Source organism: Nocardia cerradoensis NBRC 101014, assembly GCF_000308535.1.
In the GTDB taxonomy this organism is placed as follows: Bacteria; Actinomycetota; Actinomycetes; order Mycobacteriales; family Mycobacteriaceae; genus Nocardia; species Nocardia cerradoensis.
Genome location: NZ_BAFW01000199.1, coordinates 20658 through 36609, shown reverse-complemented (window position 1 = coordinate 36609; position 15952 = coordinate 20658). Strand labels below are relative to the sequence as shown.

Annotated in this window: 14 protein-coding genes and 1 pseudogene; 10 read left to right on the top strand and 5 right to left on the bottom strand. The window is 69.2% G+C overall.

The window, feature by feature from the left end:
- Positions 1 to 18: 18 nt before the first annotated feature.
- The 4 genes and pseudogenes from nirB to ON23_RS20870 form a co-directional block, all read left to right on the top strand.
- Positions 19 to 2550 (top strand): annotated as a pseudogene (nirB, locus tag ON23_RS20885) (nitrite reductase large subunit NirB); the annotation flags it as partial.
- A gap of 152 nt (positions 2551 to 2702) precedes the next feature.
- Positions 2703 to 3095: a nitrite reductase small subunit NirD gene (nirD, locus tag ON23_RS20880; protein ID WP_036504441.1), complete on the top strand. Its 393-nt coding sequence runs from the start codon at positions 2703 to 2705 to the stop codon at positions 3093 to 3095.
- Positions 3092 to 4318 (top strand): uroporphyrinogen-III synthase, encoded by a 1227-nt coding sequence (locus ON23_RS20875; RefSeq protein WP_051042987.1) that lies wholly within the window; start codon positions 3092 to 3094, stop codon positions 4316 to 4318. The genes nirD and ON23_RS20875 overlap by 4 nt, the downstream gene beginning before the upstream one ends.
- Complete coding sequence (locus ON23_RS20870) at positions 4315 to 5031, top strand: sirohydrochlorin chelatase (RefSeq protein WP_039780211.1); 717 nt, start codon at positions 4315 to 4317, stop codon at positions 5029 to 5031. Before ON23_RS20875 ends, ON23_RS20870 begins: the two co-directional genes overlap by 4 nt.
- 111 nt (positions 5032 to 5142) lie before the next feature.
- Here ON23_RS20870 and ON23_RS20865 read toward each other — a convergent pair whose 3' ends face one another.
- Complete coding sequence (locus ON23_RS20865) at positions 5143 to 6207, bottom strand: aldo/keto reductase (RefSeq protein WP_039780210.1); 1065 nt, start codon at positions 6205 to 6207, stop codon at positions 5143 to 5145.
- 114 nt (positions 6208 to 6321) lie between these two features.
- Here ON23_RS20865 and ON23_RS20860 point away from each other — a divergent pair, with 114 nt between their 5' ends.
- From ON23_RS20860 to ON23_RS20850, 3 genes are all read left to right on the top strand, one after another.
- Positions 6322 to 7152: a helix-turn-helix domain-containing protein gene (locus ON23_RS20860; RefSeq protein ID WP_039780209.1), complete on the top strand. Its 831-nt coding sequence runs from the start codon at positions 6322 to 6324 to the stop codon at positions 7150 to 7152.
- Between the two features lie 103 nt (positions 7153 to 7255).
- A complete protein-coding gene (locus ON23_RS20855; protein WP_039780208.1) occupies positions 7256 to 7702 on the top strand; it encodes a VOC family protein in 447 nt (148 codons plus the stop codon).
- A 166-nt stretch (positions 7703 to 7868) separates the two neighbouring features.
- On the top strand, positions 7869 to 8852 hold the full coding sequence (locus ON23_RS20850) for an alpha/beta hydrolase (RefSeq protein ID WP_039780207.1): 984 nt from the start codon (positions 7869 to 7871) through the stop codon (positions 8850 to 8852).
- Positions 8853 to 8864: 12 nt separating this feature from the next.
- On the opposite strand, the gene ON23_RS20845 is transcribed toward ON23_RS20850, so the two are convergent.
- The 3 genes from ON23_RS20845 to ON23_RS20835 all read right to left on the bottom strand — a co-directional run bounded on the left by ON23_RS20845 (position 8865) and on the right by ON23_RS20835 (position 11987).
- Positions 8865 to 9284: a nuclear transport factor 2 family protein gene (locus tag ON23_RS20845; RefSeq protein ID WP_039780206.1), complete on the bottom strand. Its 420-nt coding sequence runs from the start codon at positions 9282 to 9284 to the stop codon at positions 8865 to 8867.
- Between the two features lie 7 nt (positions 9285 to 9291).
- Positions 9292 to 10179 (bottom strand): TIGR03619 family F420-dependent LLM class oxidoreductase, encoded by an 888-nt coding sequence (locus ON23_RS20840; protein WP_039780261.1) that lies wholly within the window; start codon positions 10177 to 10179, stop codon positions 9292 to 9294.
- Between the two features lie 107 nt (positions 10180 to 10286).
- Positions 10287 to 11987, bottom strand: coding sequence for a metallophosphoesterase family protein (locus ON23_RS20835; protein ID WP_039780205.1), 1701 nt, complete (start codon positions 11985 to 11987; stop codon positions 10287 to 10289).
- Positions 11988 to 12124: 137 nt separating this feature from the next.
- Between ON23_RS20835 and ON23_RS20830 the strand changes: the two genes are divergently transcribed.
- Positions 12125 to 12460 (top strand): TfoX/Sxy family protein, encoded by a 336-nt coding sequence (locus tag ON23_RS20830; protein ID WP_039780204.1) that lies wholly within the window; start codon positions 12125 to 12127, stop codon positions 12458 to 12460.
- A 24-nt stretch (positions 12461 to 12484) separates the two neighbouring features.
- Here the strand turns inward: ON23_RS20830 and ON23_RS20825 are convergent, their stop codons facing one another.
- Positions 12485 to 13105 carry a TetR/AcrR family transcriptional regulator gene (locus tag ON23_RS20825; RefSeq protein WP_039780203.1) on the bottom strand — a complete coding sequence of 207 codons (621 nt, stop codon included), beginning with the start codon at positions 13103 to 13105 and terminating at the stop codon, positions 12485 to 12487.
- 113 nt (positions 13106 to 13218) lie between these two features.
- Here ON23_RS20825 and ON23_RS20820 point away from each other — a divergent pair, with 113 nt between their 5' ends.
- Together ON23_RS20820 and casG are read left to right on the top strand one after the other, a co-directional pair.
- Positions 13219 to 14259: an NAD(P)-dependent alcohol dehydrogenase gene (locus ON23_RS20820; RefSeq protein ID WP_039780202.1), complete on the top strand. Its 1041-nt coding sequence runs from the start codon at positions 13219 to 13221 to the stop codon at positions 14257 to 14259.
- Between the two features lie 16 nt (positions 14260 to 14275).
- Positions 14276 to 15928, top strand: a complete 1653-nt coding sequence (casG, locus tag ON23_RS20815) for a steroid-24-oyl-CoA synthetase (protein WP_039780201.1) — start codon at positions 14276 to 14278, stop codon at positions 15926 to 15928.
- The last annotated feature ends 24 nt before the right edge of the window (positions 15929 to 15952 follow it).

Genomic DNA, 15952 nt, shown 5'->3' with positions numbered 1-15952 from the left:
AAGCATCGGAGGACAGTCATGAACACGACAGTCGAACCCACGCAGCGCAAGACGGTGGTGGTCGTCGGCCACGGCATGGTCGGGCACCGGTTCGTGGAGGCGCTGCGCTCCCGCGACGAGGCCGGGCACTGGCAGATCGTGGTGCTGAGCGAGGAGTCGCAGGCCGCCTACGACCGTGTCGGCCTGTCGTCCTACGTCGGCGCCTGGGACAAGAGCGCGCTCGCCCTGCCCGGTAACGACTACGCCGGCGACGCGCTGGTGGATCTGCGCCTCGGCGTGCGCGCCGACGAGATCGACCGTGCCGCCCGCAAGGTGACCACCTCCTCCGGCGACGTGATCGGTTACGACGCACTGGTTCTCGCGACCGGCTCCTATGCGTTCGTGCCGCCGGTGCCGGGCCACGACCGTCCCGAATGTTTCGTCTACCGCACCCTCGAGGACCTCGACGGCATCCGGGCCGCCGCGCAGAACGCGGGCCCCGGTGCGGTCGGTGTCGTCGTCGGCGGTGGTCTCCTCGGTCTGGAAGCGGCGAATGCCCTGCGGCTCATGGGAATGACGCCCCACGTCGTCGAGTTCGCCCCGCGGCTGATGCCGGTGCAGGTCGACGAGGGTGGCGGCGCGATCCTGGAGAAGCTGGTCACCGATCTGGGGCTGCACGTGCACACCGGGGTCGGCACCTCGGCCATCGCACCCGCCGAAGACGGTGCGGGCCTGCGGGTTTCGCTGTCCGACGAGTCGGTGATCGACGCCTCGCTGGTGGTGTTCTCCGCCGGTGTGCGCCCGCGCGATCAGATCGCCCGCGACGCCGGACTCGAGATCGGGCCGCGCGGTGGTGCGCTCACCGACCTCGGCATGGTCACCTCCGATCCGCACATCTACGCCGTCGGCGAGGTCGCGGCGGTGGAGGGCACCTGCTACGGCCTGGTCGCCCCCGGCTACACCACCGCCGAGATCGTCGCGGACCGGCTGGTCGGCGGTGCCGGCGAATTCCCGGGCGCCGACCTGTCGACCAAACTGAAGCTGCTCGGCGTGGATGTGGCCAGCTTCGGCGACGCACACGCCACCACCGAGGGCGCGCTGTCGGTGGTGCTGCACGACGCCGCCAAGGGCACCTACGCCAAGCTGGTGATCTCCGACGACGCCAAGACGCTGCTGGGCGGCATTCTCGTCGGCGACGCCTCGCAGTACGCGGCGCTGCGCCCGCTGGTCGGCAGCGAACTGCCCGCCGAACCGGCCGCGCTGATCTCGCCCGCCGGCGCCGAACTGGGCGCGGACGCCCTGCCCGACGAGGCGCAGATCTGCTCCTGCAACAACGTGTCCAAAGGGGCCATCGTCGGAGCTGTTCACGAAGGCGCCTGCGATATCGCCGGCGTCAAGAGCTGCACCTCCGCCGGAACCTCGTGCGGCGGTTGCGTTCCCATGATCAAGAAGCTGCTCGAGCAATCCGGCGTGGAGATGTCGAAGGCGCTGTGCGAGCACTTCACCCAGTCCCGGTCCGAACTGTTCGAGATCGTGCAGGTGACCGGAATCCGCACCTTCTCGGAACTGATCGCCAAGCACGGCACCGGAATCGGCTGCGATATCTGCAAGCCGACCGTCGCCTCCATCCTGGCCTCGACCTCGAGCGACCACATCCTCGACGGCGAGCAGTCCGCACTGCAGGACACCAACGACCACTTCCTGGCCAACCTGCAGAAGAACGGCACCTATTCGGTGGTGCCGCGGATGCCCGGCGGTGAGGTGACGCCCGAGCAGTTGATCGAAATCGGCCAGATCGCCAAGGATTTCGGCCTCTACGTCAAGGTCACCGGCGGTCAGCGCATCGATCTGTTCGGCGCGCGGGTCGAGCAGCTGCCGCAGATCTGGCAGCGACTGGTCGACAAGGGGATGGAATCCGGCCACGCCTACGGCAAATCGCTGCGCACCGTGAAGAGCTGCGTGGGCTCCACCTGGTGCCGTTACGGCCAGCAGGATTCGGTCGGCATGGCGGTGCTGCTGGAGAAGCGCTACCGGGGACTGCGCTCGCCGCACAAGCTGAAGCTGGCGGTCTCGGGGTGCGCCCGCGAATGCGCCGAAGCGCGCGGTAAGGACGTCGGCGTCATCGCCACCGAGAACGGCTGGAACCTCTACGTCGGCGGCAACGGCGGCCTGACTCCGAAGCACGCCGTGCTGCTGGCCGGTGACCTCGACGACGAGACGCTGATCCGCTACATCGACCGCTATCTGATGTTCTACATCCGCACCGCCGACCGGCTGCAGCGCACCGCGCCGTGGCAGGAAGCGCTCGAGGGTGGAATCGAACACCTCAAGCAGGTCGTCTGCGAGGACTCCCTCGGCATCGCCGCCGATCTGGAGGCGAGCATGGCCCGCCACGTCGCCGGCTACAAGGACGAATGGGCCGCTGTGCTGGAGGATCCGGCGAAGCTCTCGCGCTTCGTCACCTTCGTCAACGCGCCGGAGGAGGCCGATCCGACGATCGCCTTCGACGAGAGCGGGGAGCGCAAGACGCCGGTTCTGCTCGGCCTGCCCGAAATGCCCGGAGGCGGCAGCCTGCGTAACCACGGAGGGCACCGGGCAGGCCGCGATGGACACAGCCTGCCCGCCGTGCCGGCCGCAACTGCCACGCCCGGGAAATAGCCACGTAATCGTGCGGAAACAGGACACCGGTACCTATTAGGTAAGGCGTTCGGAGGAGATTACCGATGACCGTTATCGACACACCCGGCTTCGCACCGGCTACCACGACCGGTTGGACCTCGGCCTGCCGGCTCGATTATCTGATCCCCGGCCGCGGCGTGGCGGTGCTACTGAGAGGCGGACGGCAGGCCGCGCTCTTCCTGCTGCCCGACGGCACGCTCTACGCCGTCGGCAATATCGATCCGTTCGGGCGGGCGGCGGTCATGTCCCGCGGCATCGTCGGTGACCGCGCCGGTGTGCCGGTCGTCGCCTCGCCGCTGCTGAAGCAGTCGTTCTCGCTGCTGGACGGCCGCTGCCTGGACGACGACTCGGTCGCACTGCCCGTCTACGGCGTGCGCGTCGTCGACGGGGTCGTCGCGGTGACCAATGAACCGGTGCAGTACGGCGGTACACCGTGAGCGAAGCGCGACCCACCGAATTGAAACCCCTGGACGGCTTCACCATCGGTGTGACGGCCGCCCGCCGGGCCGACGAACTGGCCACGCTGTTGAGTCGTCGAGGCGCGAATATCGTTTCCGCCCCGGCGATTCGCATCATCCCGCTGGCCGACGACACCGAGCTGGAGCGGGTGACCCGCCAGTTGGTCGCCGATCCGCCACAGATCGCCGTCGCCACCACCGGCATCGGCTTCCGCGGCTGGATGGAAGCGGCCGAGGGGTGGGGCCTGGCCGAAAACCTCCGGGACACGTTGGCTTCCACGCGCATGCTGGCCCGTGGCCCCAAGGCCAAGGGCGCCATCCGCGCCGCCGAACTGCGCGAGGAATGGTCGCCGGCCTCCGAATCGTCCGCCGAGGTGCTCGATCACCTGCTGGCCGCGGGGGTCGAAGGTGTGCGCATCGCGGTGCAATTGCACGGCGCGACCACGGAATGGGAGCCGGTACCCGACTTCTGTGAGGTGTTGCGCTGCGCCGGCGCCGATGTCGTGCCGGTGCCGGTGTACCGCTGGGTGCCACCGGACGATCGCGTGCCGATGGACCGCCTGATCGAGGGCGTGGTCACCTCCGCGCTGGACTGCGTCACGTTCACCAGCGCACCCGCGGTGGCCTCGATGTTGATGCGGGCGAAGGAAACCGGGCTGCTCGAGGGCGTCCTGCAGGCGATGCGTTCCCGGGTGCTGCCGGCCTGCGTCGGCCCGATCACCGCCGCACCGCTGGAGGAACTCGGGGTGCCGACGTCCATGCCGGGCCGCGCGCGACTCGGGGCGCTGGCCCGCCACGTCGCCGAGGAACTTCCCCGCCGCGCCAACCGGATTCACGCCGCCGGGCACGAATTGAGCGTGCGCGGCGGCTGTGTCGTGGTGGACGGTTCGGTGCGTCAGCTCGCTCCCGCGCCGATGGCGTTGATGCGGGCGCTGGCCCGCCAGCCCGGCCGGGTGGTGTCCCGGGAGGATCTGCTCGCGGCGCTGCCCGGCGGCGGGGACGACACCCATGCCGTGGAGACCGGAATCGCCCGGCTGCGTGCGGGTCTGGGTACACCGAAGGCGATTCAGACGGTGGTCAAGCGCGGCTATCGGCTCGCTCTCGACCCCGCCGAATGCGTGGACAACAACCCCCGCCCGCCGGGCGGTTACGCCCCGTCGCTGCGTCCACAGCGACCCGCGCCCATGGCGGGAGTCTGGTGAGCGTCCCCGCGCTGGTGCTGGTGGCGCACGGCACCCGGAGTGCCACCGGGGTCCGGATGATCGCCGCGCTGGCCGATGCGGTGCGTGCGGAGATGGGACGCACCGGCGCCGACGTGCCGGTGCGGACCGCTTTCGTCGACGTGCTCGGCCCCACTCCCGCCGAGGTACTGCGCGAGCTGAACGGTGTTCCGGCCGTGGTGGTTCCGGCCTTTCTCGCCTCCGGCTACCACGTCTACCAGGATGTCCCGCGCGAAGTCCGTGACAGCGGGCATCCGGATGTGGTGGTGACCCCGGCGATGGGCCCGGATCCGATGCTGGCCCGGGTGATGCGGATGCGGTTGCACGAGGCCGGGATGTGTCCCGGCGATGCGGTGGTCGTCGCCGCGGCCGGATCCTCCGACGCGCGGGCGCGCCACGATGTGCGCCAGGCGACGGCGATGCTGGCCGAAGAGCTGGGCGTCGCGGTCCGCACGGCCTATATCGCGACCGGCGAGCCACGGGTGCCGGATGTCGTTGCCGCCCTGCGGGAGTCCGGCGCCGAGCGGGTGTTCGTCGCCTCGTATCTGCTGGCGCACGGACTGTTCCAGCAGCGCCTGCGCGAGGTGGGTGCCGACGGGGTCGCCGAACCGCTCGGCGTGCATCCGGCGGTGGTACGCCTGCTGGTCGACCGTTACCGCACTGCGGCGGCCGAATTCCTGATCCCCGCAGCCTGATTCGCTGATCGGGCGTATTCACGGCGGTGCACATGTTCCGGTCGCTTCATCGGCCCGGCGGTGGGCCGGCGGCCGGTGTGGTGGCCGGGGCCCTGGCCGGGCATCAGCAGATCAGGTCCGCGGGGTGATCGTCAGATCGCCGTTGATCACGGTGTCGGTCATCTCCCGGGCGAGCATATTGTGCGGGAATCCGGGTTCGACGGCACTGGCCGCGTCCAGCCGATCCAGTTGTGCCGCATCGAATTCCACGTCCAGGGCGCCCAGGTTGTCGGCGAGCTGAGCGGGGGTGCGGGCGCCGATGATGGGAGCGGTCACCGCCGGATTCCGTAGCGTCCACGCGAGTGCCGTCTGGGCCGGTGTCCGGTCCAGTTCCGCCGCGACCTGTTTCACCACCTCGGCGATCGCGAGGCCCCGCTCGGTCAGCGAACCGTTGGCCAGCGCGACGTTCTTACGACTGCCCTCCGGGGATCCCGCCGCCGAGGCGTCCAGATCGGCGGTGGTGTATTTGCCGGTCAGCACGCCGCTGCCGAGCGGCGACCACGGAATCACCCCGAGCCCGAGTTCCCGCGCCATCGGGAACAGGTCGTGTTCCACGGTGCGTTCGATCAGGCTGTATTCCACCTGCAGCGCCACCAGCGGGGACCAGCCGCGCAGGTCGGCGATGGTCTGCATGCGTGCCACCTGCCAGGCCGGGGTGTCGGAGATGGCGACGTAGAGCACCTTGCCCTGCCGGACCAGATCGTCCATGCCGCGCAGCACCTCCTCGACCGGCGTGGTGTAGTCCCAGGCGTGCAGATACAGCAGATCGATGTAGTCGGTGTTCAGGTTGCGCAGGCTGGCCTCCACCGAGGCGAACATCGACTTGCGGTTGTTGCCGCCGGAATTCGGATCGCCGGGCCGCCGCAACATCGTGTATTTCGTGGCCAGCACGAGGCTTTCGCGGTTGTCGCGGGTGAATTCGCCGAGCAGCCGCTCGGAACTGCCGTTGGTGTAGACACTGGCCGTGTCGATGAAATTGCCGCCGCGCGAGACGTAGTCGTCGAACAGCTTGCGCGCCTCGTCCCGTTCGGCGCCCCAGCCCCAGTCGGCGCCGAAGGTCATGGTGCCCAGTGCGAGCGGTGAGACCCGCAGGCCGGACCGGCCGAGCAGCCGATAGGTGTCGAGAGTGAGCGCCATATCTTCCTCCTGTGTGGATTCGATCTCGACCGCAAGTCTGCGCGGCCGGGACGGTCGCGGTAAGGGAAGGTTTTTCCTGGGATCGCCGGTACCAGCCTCGTAGGATCGACAGCGATGACCGGCACCGTGGAAGTGACACAGGAATTGGGCGCCTTTCTGCGCACCCGGCGCGAACGACTCGATCCGGGTGATTTCGGTCTGCCGCTGCGCCGCCGCTCCCGCCGCACCCCGGGGCTGCGCCGCGAGGAGGTCGCCGACCTGGCCGGCGTGAGCACCGACTACATCGTGCGGCTGGAACAGGGGCGCGGTGTGCGGCCCTCGCCGGAGGTTCTCGACGCGCTCGCGCAGGCCCTGCGCCTGGCACCGGACGAACGCATCTACCTGTTCGATCTGGCCCGGCAGCGGCCCCCGGACGACGGCAAACCGGCGACCACGGCCTCACCGGAGCTGGCCCGCCTGGTCGCGGAGCTGGCGCCGATACCGGCGATGGTGCTCAACCACCGCTACGACATCCTGGCCTGGAATCGCGAGATGTCGCGGCTGCTGCTGGATTTCGACACGCTGCCGCCCCGGCAGCGCAACTCCATGTGGCTGTGCCTGCTCTATCCGGGGATGGGCAACTTCTACGCCGATCGCGAACGGACCGTGCGGGAGGGGATCGCCGGCCTGCGCGCCGCCTGGGCCGCCCATCCCGACGACCGGGTCCTGGCCGAGCTGATCGACGAATTCCGCACGGGCAGTGCCGAATTCGCCGAACTGTGGGAGCGCAGAGATGTGCGGGTGCAGGGCCGCGGACGCAAGACGATGCATCATCCGCGGGTGGGTGCGGTCACCGTCGCCTACGAAGCGCTGATGCCGCTGCAGGACCCCGATCAGCGGCTGATCATCTACCGCCCCGCCGACGAAGCGAGCCGGGCGGCACTGGACCGTCTCGCCGCCGAATAGGTCCGCGAAAAATCTCGGAAAAATTCGCGAACTGTGTCGAATGTGCGAGATCGGCCTCGACCGAGGGGTGACAGCGAGTCGAAAACCCACCCCAGGAGCGATCATGACCGACATCAGCACCTTCCTCTGGTTCGACAGTGCCGCCGAGGACGCCGCCCGGTTCTATACCGAGCACATTCCCGGAGCCCGCATCACGGGCATCACTCGTAACCCCGACGGCTCGGCCTTCATCGTGCAGGTCGATCTGGCCGGACACGCGCTCACGCTGATGAACGGCGGACCCGGCCATCCCTTCACCGATGCCGCCTCCGTTCAGTTGGTGGTCGACGGGCAGGACGAGGTGGACCGGCTGTGGGCGGCGCTGACCGCGGGTGGCAAGCCGGGGCCGTGCGGTTGGCTGACCGATCGCTACGGCCTGTCCTGGCAGGTCGTGCCGGCCGAACTGCCGGCGTTGATGGGCGGCGAGCACGCGGCCGCGGCCGGCGCCGCGCTGCAGACCATGTCGAAGATCGATATCGCCGCGATCCGGGCCGCCGTCGCCGCTCAGTGAGCCACTTCCGTCGAGGTGGCCGGACCGTGGCGGCCGCACGGAGATAGCCCGGAGGATGCGGACCGCCGGTGCCGGGCCCGCGGAGGTCGCCTGTGCGGGCCGGGCTCCCGTGGACACGCCTGCCGAGAGTGCTGCGGGGACCGCGACAGGGTGGAATACTCCGCGTATGCACCGGCTCCCGCGCTGTTTTGCTGTCCTGTTCGCCGCCTTCGCCTCGATTGCCGCGATTGTGCCCGCGGTAGCCTCGGCAGATCCCGGCGGGCCTGCCATCGTCGACGTCCATCCGCTGGGCGGTCGCCAATATTCGGTGGTGGTCTATTCCCCGGCGATGAACAAGCAGATCACCGTGTGGATGTCGCATCCGGATTTCGCGGCGCCGGCCCTGTATCTGCTCAACGCCGTCGACGGCGGTGAGGACGGCGGACCGTGGACCACTCGCACCGACGTCGCGCAATTCTTCGCCGACAAACCGGTGAACGTGATCGTCCCGATGGGCGGGCGGGCCAGCTACTACACCGACTGGAAGTCCGACGATCCGGTGCTGGGCCGCAACGAGTGGACGACGTTTTTGACCCAGGAGCTGCCGCCGCTGCTCAACTCGCGGTTCCAGATGACGGGCCGCAATGCCGTCGCGGGCACCTCGATGTCGGCGACCTCGGCACTCGATCTGGCGATCGGCGCGCCGGGTCTGTACCAGGCGGTCGGCGCCTACAGCGGTTGCCCGCTGACCAACGGCCCGATTCCGCAGGCGTACGTGTATTCACAGCTCGGCGTCTTCGGAGCGAATGCCGGGAATATGTGGGGCGTGCCGGGTGATCCGGCCTGGGCCGCCCACGATCCGGTGGTGAACGCCGATCGGTTGCGCGGAACGGCCCTCTACATCTCCTCGGGCAACGGGGTGCCCGGCGTGCACGACACCCTGGCCGATCCCTCGATCGGCGGCAACGCGGGCGCGCTGGCCAACCGGGTCGCGGTCGGTGGCGTGATGGAGAGCGTCGTCGACTCGTGCACCGGACAACTCACCGGTCGTCTTGCCGCCCTGGGTATCCCGGCGACCGTCGTGCACCGCAACGGCACCCACGCGTGGGTGTACTGGCAGGACGATCTGCACGACTCGTGGTCGGTGTTCGCCCCGGCGCTGGGAGTGTAGGCCGAATTCCGGTCAGCCGGCCGTCTCCGCGGGCTCGGACGGAGTGCGGCGAGCCCGGTCGAGTTCCCAGTACGCGCGCAGGGCGGCGATGCGGCCGTCGGCGTCCACCCGGTAGGTGAAGACCCCGTCGACCTCGACGGTGATCTCCCGGCGGACGCTGGTGATGGTGCCGACGAAGGCGACCTCGGCGCCGCAGGCGTAGGAGTCGTGCATCCGGAACGCGATATCGCTGTCGGCGATGGCGGTGTCCCAGAACGCGGCGATCGCGTCCCGGCCGCGGTGGCCGTTCCCGGCGGGGTCGTACGGCGACCGGCCGATCGGATCTTCCACCACCGCGTCCGGGGCGAACAGAGTCAGCCAGGTGGCGCGGTCCTTGGTGCGGACGGCATGCTGGGACGCCAGTCCCGCCGCGCGAGCCGGATGGTCGGCCATGATTCTCCTATCGGTGCGCGGCGATGACGGTCTCGCCGTAGCGGGTGATCGTCTCGACCTTCTCGGCGAGGCTGCGGGTATCCGGTGTAGCGTCGTAGACGCTGCGGAATCCGACGATCACATCGGTGACACCCGAGGCGGCCAACTGTGTGATGGCGTCGGTGTCGAAGGGGTCGCGCGCCACCACGTGGATCTGGAATTCGGAGGTTCGTGCCGCCGCGGATGTCTCGTATTCCGAACGTAATTCGGCCAGGCGACTCAGCAGTGTGGCCAGTTCGCCGAGGTCGCCACCCGCGTGCATCCATCCGTCGCCGCGCCGGACCGCACGCCGCAGCGCGGCCTCGCTGTGCCCGCCGACGAGGATCGGAATCGGCGTGGCGGGGACCGGGGTGATCTCCACGGCGGGCAGATCGTAGATCTGTCCGCGATAGGCGAATTCACCGCCGCCGCACAGGCCGCGCACGATGTCGATACCCTCGTCCAGGCGGGCGCCGCGTCGCTCGAACGGCACGCCCATCATGGTGAAATCCTGTGGCCACGGGCTGATTCCGACGCCCAGCGACAGCCGGTCACCGCTCAGCACCGCCAGCGTCGCGGCCTGCTTGGCCACCAGGACGGGCGGGCGCACCGGCAATTTCAGCACGAACGGTGTGACCCGCAGTGTGGTCGTGGCCGTGGTGATCGCGGTGGCGGCGATCATCGGCTCGGCAAAGGGCTTGCCGCGCAGGAACTCTCGCCGCCCATCGGCGGTGTAGGGGTAGCGCGGGTCACCGTCGCGCGGATAGGCCAGGCTGTCCGCCAGGCAGATGCCGGTGAAACCGGCCCGCTCCGCGGCCCGCGCGAGGTCCACCCAGTGCACGGGGTCCCCGCCCGCCTCGGCGAAATGGAAACGCATGACCGCCATGGTGGCCGCCGGTCGCGGTGTGGTGGGCCGGCGGTCCGGTCAGCGGCTCCGCGGGACGACTCAGCGGGCCAACGGGTTGACCCGGCCCGTGCCGGGGGTCAGCGGCCCACCTGCCGGCGATAGGTCACCTTGTCGAATTCGCGGCCGTACTCGTCGACGGCCACCACATCCATCTCGCTCGCGAAGAATCCGGGTCGCACATCGACCCGGATGAACGAGTAGTTGCGGAACCGCACCCGCGACCAGGGCGCGGCCTCGTCCTGTTTGGTGCCCGCCGGCGTCCACACATAGCTGTTGGGCACCGCGGTGTCGGGCACCTCGTGGCCGCGGTAGGTCTCCGGGGAGCCGGGCTGGAAGCCGTAGCGGGGACGGCCGCCGCCGCCCACCGTGTAGTAGACGGTGCCGTCGGCGTCCGGGTAGACGATCGAATTGTCGCCCGCCGCCTTGGTCGGGCGGCCGCCGCGGATCGGGTCGGTGCGCTCGAAGATGTGGTTGTGCCCCTGCAGCACCAGATCGACCTGGTAGCGGTCGAACAGCGCGCACCAGGCATCGCGCAGACCGCCGTCGCTGGCATGGGAATCGGTGGTCGAGTACGCGCAGTGGTGGAAGAAGCAGACGATGAAGTCGATATCCGGATTCGCGCGGTACTCCGCGAGAGTCCGCTCCACCCAACCGGTCTGGGCGCCGCCCGAATAGCCGGTGTTGGCCTTGATCTCGTAGGAGACGTCGTTGGCGTCCAGTGACAGCACCGCCACATTGCCGTAGGTGAACGAGTACGCCGACGGGCAGCCCGCGGGCCCGTTGCCCGGAAGGTCCAGACGGGCGAGGTGTCCGCCGTAGCCGTGGGTGTCGTAGGCGGCCTCCATGTCATGGTTGCCGGTGGCGAACATCCACGGTGTGGTCGAGGCGCTGGCTTCGATGGCGCCGAAATACACGTCCCACACGTACGGATTGAACTTGTCGAATCCGTCGGGCAGTTTGTCGCCGGCGGCGACGTACCGGGGCTTCTTACCCGCGCCCGACGGGTCGGCGTAGGCGATATCGCCCGCCAGCACATGGAAATCCGGTTTGCAGGCCACGATCTGCCGCATCACGTTGTCCGCGTGCGGGACGGCCGGGTCGTTGTCGGGTTTGTAGTACTTGTCGTCGTAGTCACCGGGGGCGACGCCCGCCGGCTGCGCGGGGGTGTCGTCGGTGCCCTGATCGCCCATCATGGTGAACCGGAAGGGCAGCACCGCGTTGCGCACACTGGGCATCGCGGTCGACGCGGCGCGGATGTCGCCGACGAATCCGTCGGAGGTGCGCCAGCGGTAGAAATGCGGCAGCCGTCCGGGCAGGCCGTCGACCGGCGCGTGCACATAGAACTGTTCGGCGGCGAGTACGCCGCTGTCGCTCGTGGGGATCTGGGTCACCAGATCACGCACCTCCGCCTCGACACTCGCGCCCAGTGCCGGGGTCGGCCCGTGATCGAGAAAGACCTTGGCGCCGCCGGGATTACGCGACAGCTGCGCGGCGAAGCGCAGCTGACTGGCGGCGTCCGGGCCGAAGCCGACGTGGCGGCCGGCCACCGCGAGCTGCGCCTGATCGGCATAGGCCCGTCCCGCGAACGGTGAGGTGCCGACGGCGGCCACCGCGGCGGCCGCGGCCGAACCGCGCAGGAAGTTCCGCCGCGACACCGCATGCCGCCGCAGATATCCCCGGTGCCATTCGTGCTGTTCGGCCATCGTCATGGTGGCGGCCAGCTGCTCGGGGATTCCGGTATCGGGGATGTCACCGGCAGGATTCAAGCGATTCCGCATGAGGTTGGATGCTGGTCCAACCCCCGCACCGGAGCAACCGCTGCGGGTTCCCAAGGGCGCGAATTCTCGGTGAATTCTTCGAACCGGCCGCCGCGGGATCGGTCCGAATCTGTCGGTGCCCGGTGTGAGAATGCCGTATGGCCTATGACGAAGAGTTGGCGGACCGGATCCGGGACCTGCTCGGGCCGGCGGTGACCGAGACGGTCGAGAAGCGCATGTTCGGCGGGCTGGCCTTCCTGGTCGGCGGCAATATGGCGGTGGCGGCCAGCGGTCAGGGCGGACTGCTGGTCCGGGTCGATCCGGCGCAGGCCGAGGAGCTCATCGACGGCTCCGCGGTCGCGCCGATGGTGATGGGTGGCCGGGAGATGCGGAACTGGCTGCGGGTGGCGCCGGAATATCTCGACGACGACGAGGCGCTGCACACCTGGCTGGATCGCGGTCTCGGATACGCCCGTACGCTCCCGCCGAAATAGACCGGAAGACGTTGTCCCGCTGTCTTATTCGGGTGCCCGCAGGGCGGGGAACCAGATATCGGTGAGGACTTCGGCGGCGGCTGCCGCGGTGACCTCGATGGTGCCCTGCATCGCCCATCGGGTGAAGAAGCGTTCCAGCTGCGCCACGAGTAGTTCGATGCGCAGGCGCGCTTCGTCGCGGCGGTCCTCCGGCCACCGCGCCAGATAGTCCGGCATCCCGTCGGCGAGCTGCATGATGCCCTCCCGCGCGAGGTCGCGGAACTCCGGTTCCAGGGCGGTCGCCTCGTCCCAGGCGGGAAGCAGATCCTTGTTGTCGAAGAACCACTCGATGGCCCGGCGCATCCACGTGGTGAACTCCGCGCGGGAACCGGTGGCCAGGACCCGGTCCAGATCCCGGTAGAAGAACTGGACGCTGGCGAGCGTGCCCTGTTCGGCGATCGCCCGCAGCACCTCGGTCTTACCGGTGAAGTGCAAGTAGAACGTGGCCCGGCTGCAGCCGACCGCGGCCGCGATGTCGTCGACGCGCACACCCAGATAGCCCTCACGCGCGAACAACTGCCGCGCCTCCTCGACGATGCGCATCCGCGTCGCCCGCTTCTGCTCATCGCGCAGCGACCCGCGCCGGGCGGTCGATTCCGAAGGCATGACGTTGATGATAGACGCCCGCACACTCACTGGACGCTGTGTCCAGTGAGTGCTACCGTGTGTGCCACGTCACGTCCGGCGCTGCGCCGAACGCCGCGGTGAGGAAACAGAAGATGCGCGCATTGCAATTGACCGGGCCCGGCACGCTGGAGCTTCGCGAGGTCCCGATCCCCGAGATCGGACCCACCGATCTGCTGCTGAAGGTCGGCGCGGCCGGGATCTGCCATTCGGATTCCTTCGTCCTCGGCTTGCCGTTCCCGCTGCGCGAGGATCCGCTGACGATGGGGCACGAGATCGCCGGCACCATCGAGGCGGTCGGCACCGAGGTCGACGGTCGTCGCGCGGGGGAGCGGGGCCTGGTCTACCTGTGCTGGTCCTGTGGCGTATGCCGGGAATGCGTGAGCGGTAACGAGAACGTCTGCCTCGCGGCGGGGCGCACCGCGATGCCGCCGTGCCCGGGACTCGGGCCGGACGGGGGGATGGCGGAATACGTTCGCATTCCGGCGAATTCGTTCGTGCCCATCGGGGAGCTGGAGTTCGCCACCGCGGCGCCGCTGGCCGATGCGGCGCTCACGCCGTATCACGCCATCCGCGGGGCCGCCGACCGATTGCGGCCCGGGGCCACCGCCGTCGCGATCGGCATCGGCGGGCTCGGACATGTCGCGGTGCAGATCCTGAAGGCCACCACGGCCTGCCGCATCATCGCGGTCGACATCTCCGCGGAGAAGTTGGAGCTCGCCACGGCATGCGGCGCCGATCTCACCCTGCCGGCCGACGAGAAGACCGCCGCCCGCATTCTGGATCTCACCGACGGCCGGGGCGCCGAGGCGGTTTTCGACTTCGTCGGCAACGATGCCACCGCGAAACTGGCCGTCGAATCGGTCGCGCCCAACGGCGCCTATCGCATGGTGGGACTCGACGGCGGCATTCCGGGCATCGATGCCGGTCCCGCCGGTGGACCCGGCTTGCCGTGGGGCGCCTCCGTCCGAAAGTCCTACGGCGGCACCAGAAGTGACCTGTACGCCTCGGTCGCGCTCGCGCAGCGCGGCGCCATCGGCGTATCGGTCGAACGTTTCGACCTCGCCGAGGGCCCGGCCGCATTCGAACGACTCGACCGGGGCCTGGTCCGCGGTCGCGCCGTGCTCATCCCGTAAGCAGAAAGTGAAGGTTATGACGCGAGCTGCCGACCCGCAGGCCATCGCCGCCCGGATCACCGCCGACCTCACCGGTCCCGGCGGGCCGTTCGAGATGGTGGTCGAAGAGGTACTGGGCGCGCCGATTCCGGTGATGCGCAATCGGCGGCGCAGTATGGCCGAGCTGTTTCACGCGGGCACGGCCTGGGGTGACCACGACTATCTGGTGACCCCCGACCGCCGGATCACTTTCGCCGAACACGGCGCCGCGGCAACGGCTCTCGCGCGCGCACTCGCCGATCGATACGGTGTCGGCAAGGGTGATCGGGTGGGCATCCTCGCGGCCAACACGCCCGAATGGGTGACGACGTTCTGGGCGGCCCAGGTGCTCGGCGCGATTCCGGTGGGCTACAACGCGTGGTGGGCGCCGCGCGAGATCGCGTACGGCCTGGAGCACACCCGCCCGACGGTGGTCGTCGCCGACGCCAAGCGCGCCGCACTGCTGGCCGAGGTGGGCAGCGACATTCCGGTTCTCATCATGGAATCCGATCTGCCGCGGCTGATCGCCGACCATCCCGGTCCGGCGCCGGAGGTGTCGATCGCGGAGGACGACCCGGCGGTCATCCTGTACACCAGCGGAACCAGCGGGCGGCCCAAGGGTGTGGTGCACACCCAGCGAAACCTGCTGGCGGTCTGCGACTATCACCGATTCACCGATGCCATGGCGGCCGCCTTCCGCGGCCGGCAGCTCGGACCGGGGCCCAGCGATCGCCGATTCCTGTTGACCTCACCGCTGTTTCATATCGCGAGCCTGCACAACCTGATCGTTCCGCGGCTGGCCACGGGCGCGACGGTGGTGATCAACACCGGCAGCTTCGACCCGCAGCGGGTGTTGTCGCTGATGGAGCGGGAACGCGTCACCAACTGGGGCGCGGTGCCGACGATGGTCAGCCGCATGCTCGAACACGACCTGTCCCGTTACGACCTGTCGAGTCTGGTGGCGTTCTCGCTCAACGCCGCTCCGTCCTCACCGGCCTTCCATCAACGGCTGCGCCGGGAACTGCCGATGGCCGAGGTCGCGCTCACCACGAGCTACGGCCTCACCGAAAGCGGCACCGCGGCAACGGTTGCCACCCCGCCGGTGCTGGCCGCCCACCCCGACACCGTCGGGATGCCGATCATCGGCGTGAGCATCGAGATCCGCGATGCGGACAACGGGGCGCTGCCCGACGGCGAAGAGGGCGAGATCTGTGTGCGCAGCCCGTACGTGATGCTCGGCTACTGGAACGACCCGGCGGCCACCGCGACCGCCATCGATGCCGAAAGGTGGTTGCACACCGGCGATTTCGGTGTGCTCGAGGAGGGCCGGCTGCGCCTGTCGGGACGGCGGTCGGATCTCGTCCTGCGCGGTGGGGAGAACGTGTACCCGACCGAAATCGAGAACGTGCTCGACGAGCATCCCGCGGTGCTGGAATCGGCGGTGCTCGGTGTGCCGCATGCGGATCTGGGGCAGGAGGTGGCGGCCGTCGTGGTGGTCGCCGATCCGGCCACCGTGACCGAGGACGAACTGCGGGCCTTCACCGCCGAGCGGCTCGCCTACTTCAAGGTGCCGGCCCGCTGGGTGATCACGGCGCAACCGTTGCCGCGCAACGCGACCGGCAAGGTCGTGCGGCGCGAGATAGAGATCTGACGCGCCCCGCCGGGGCGGGTGGGT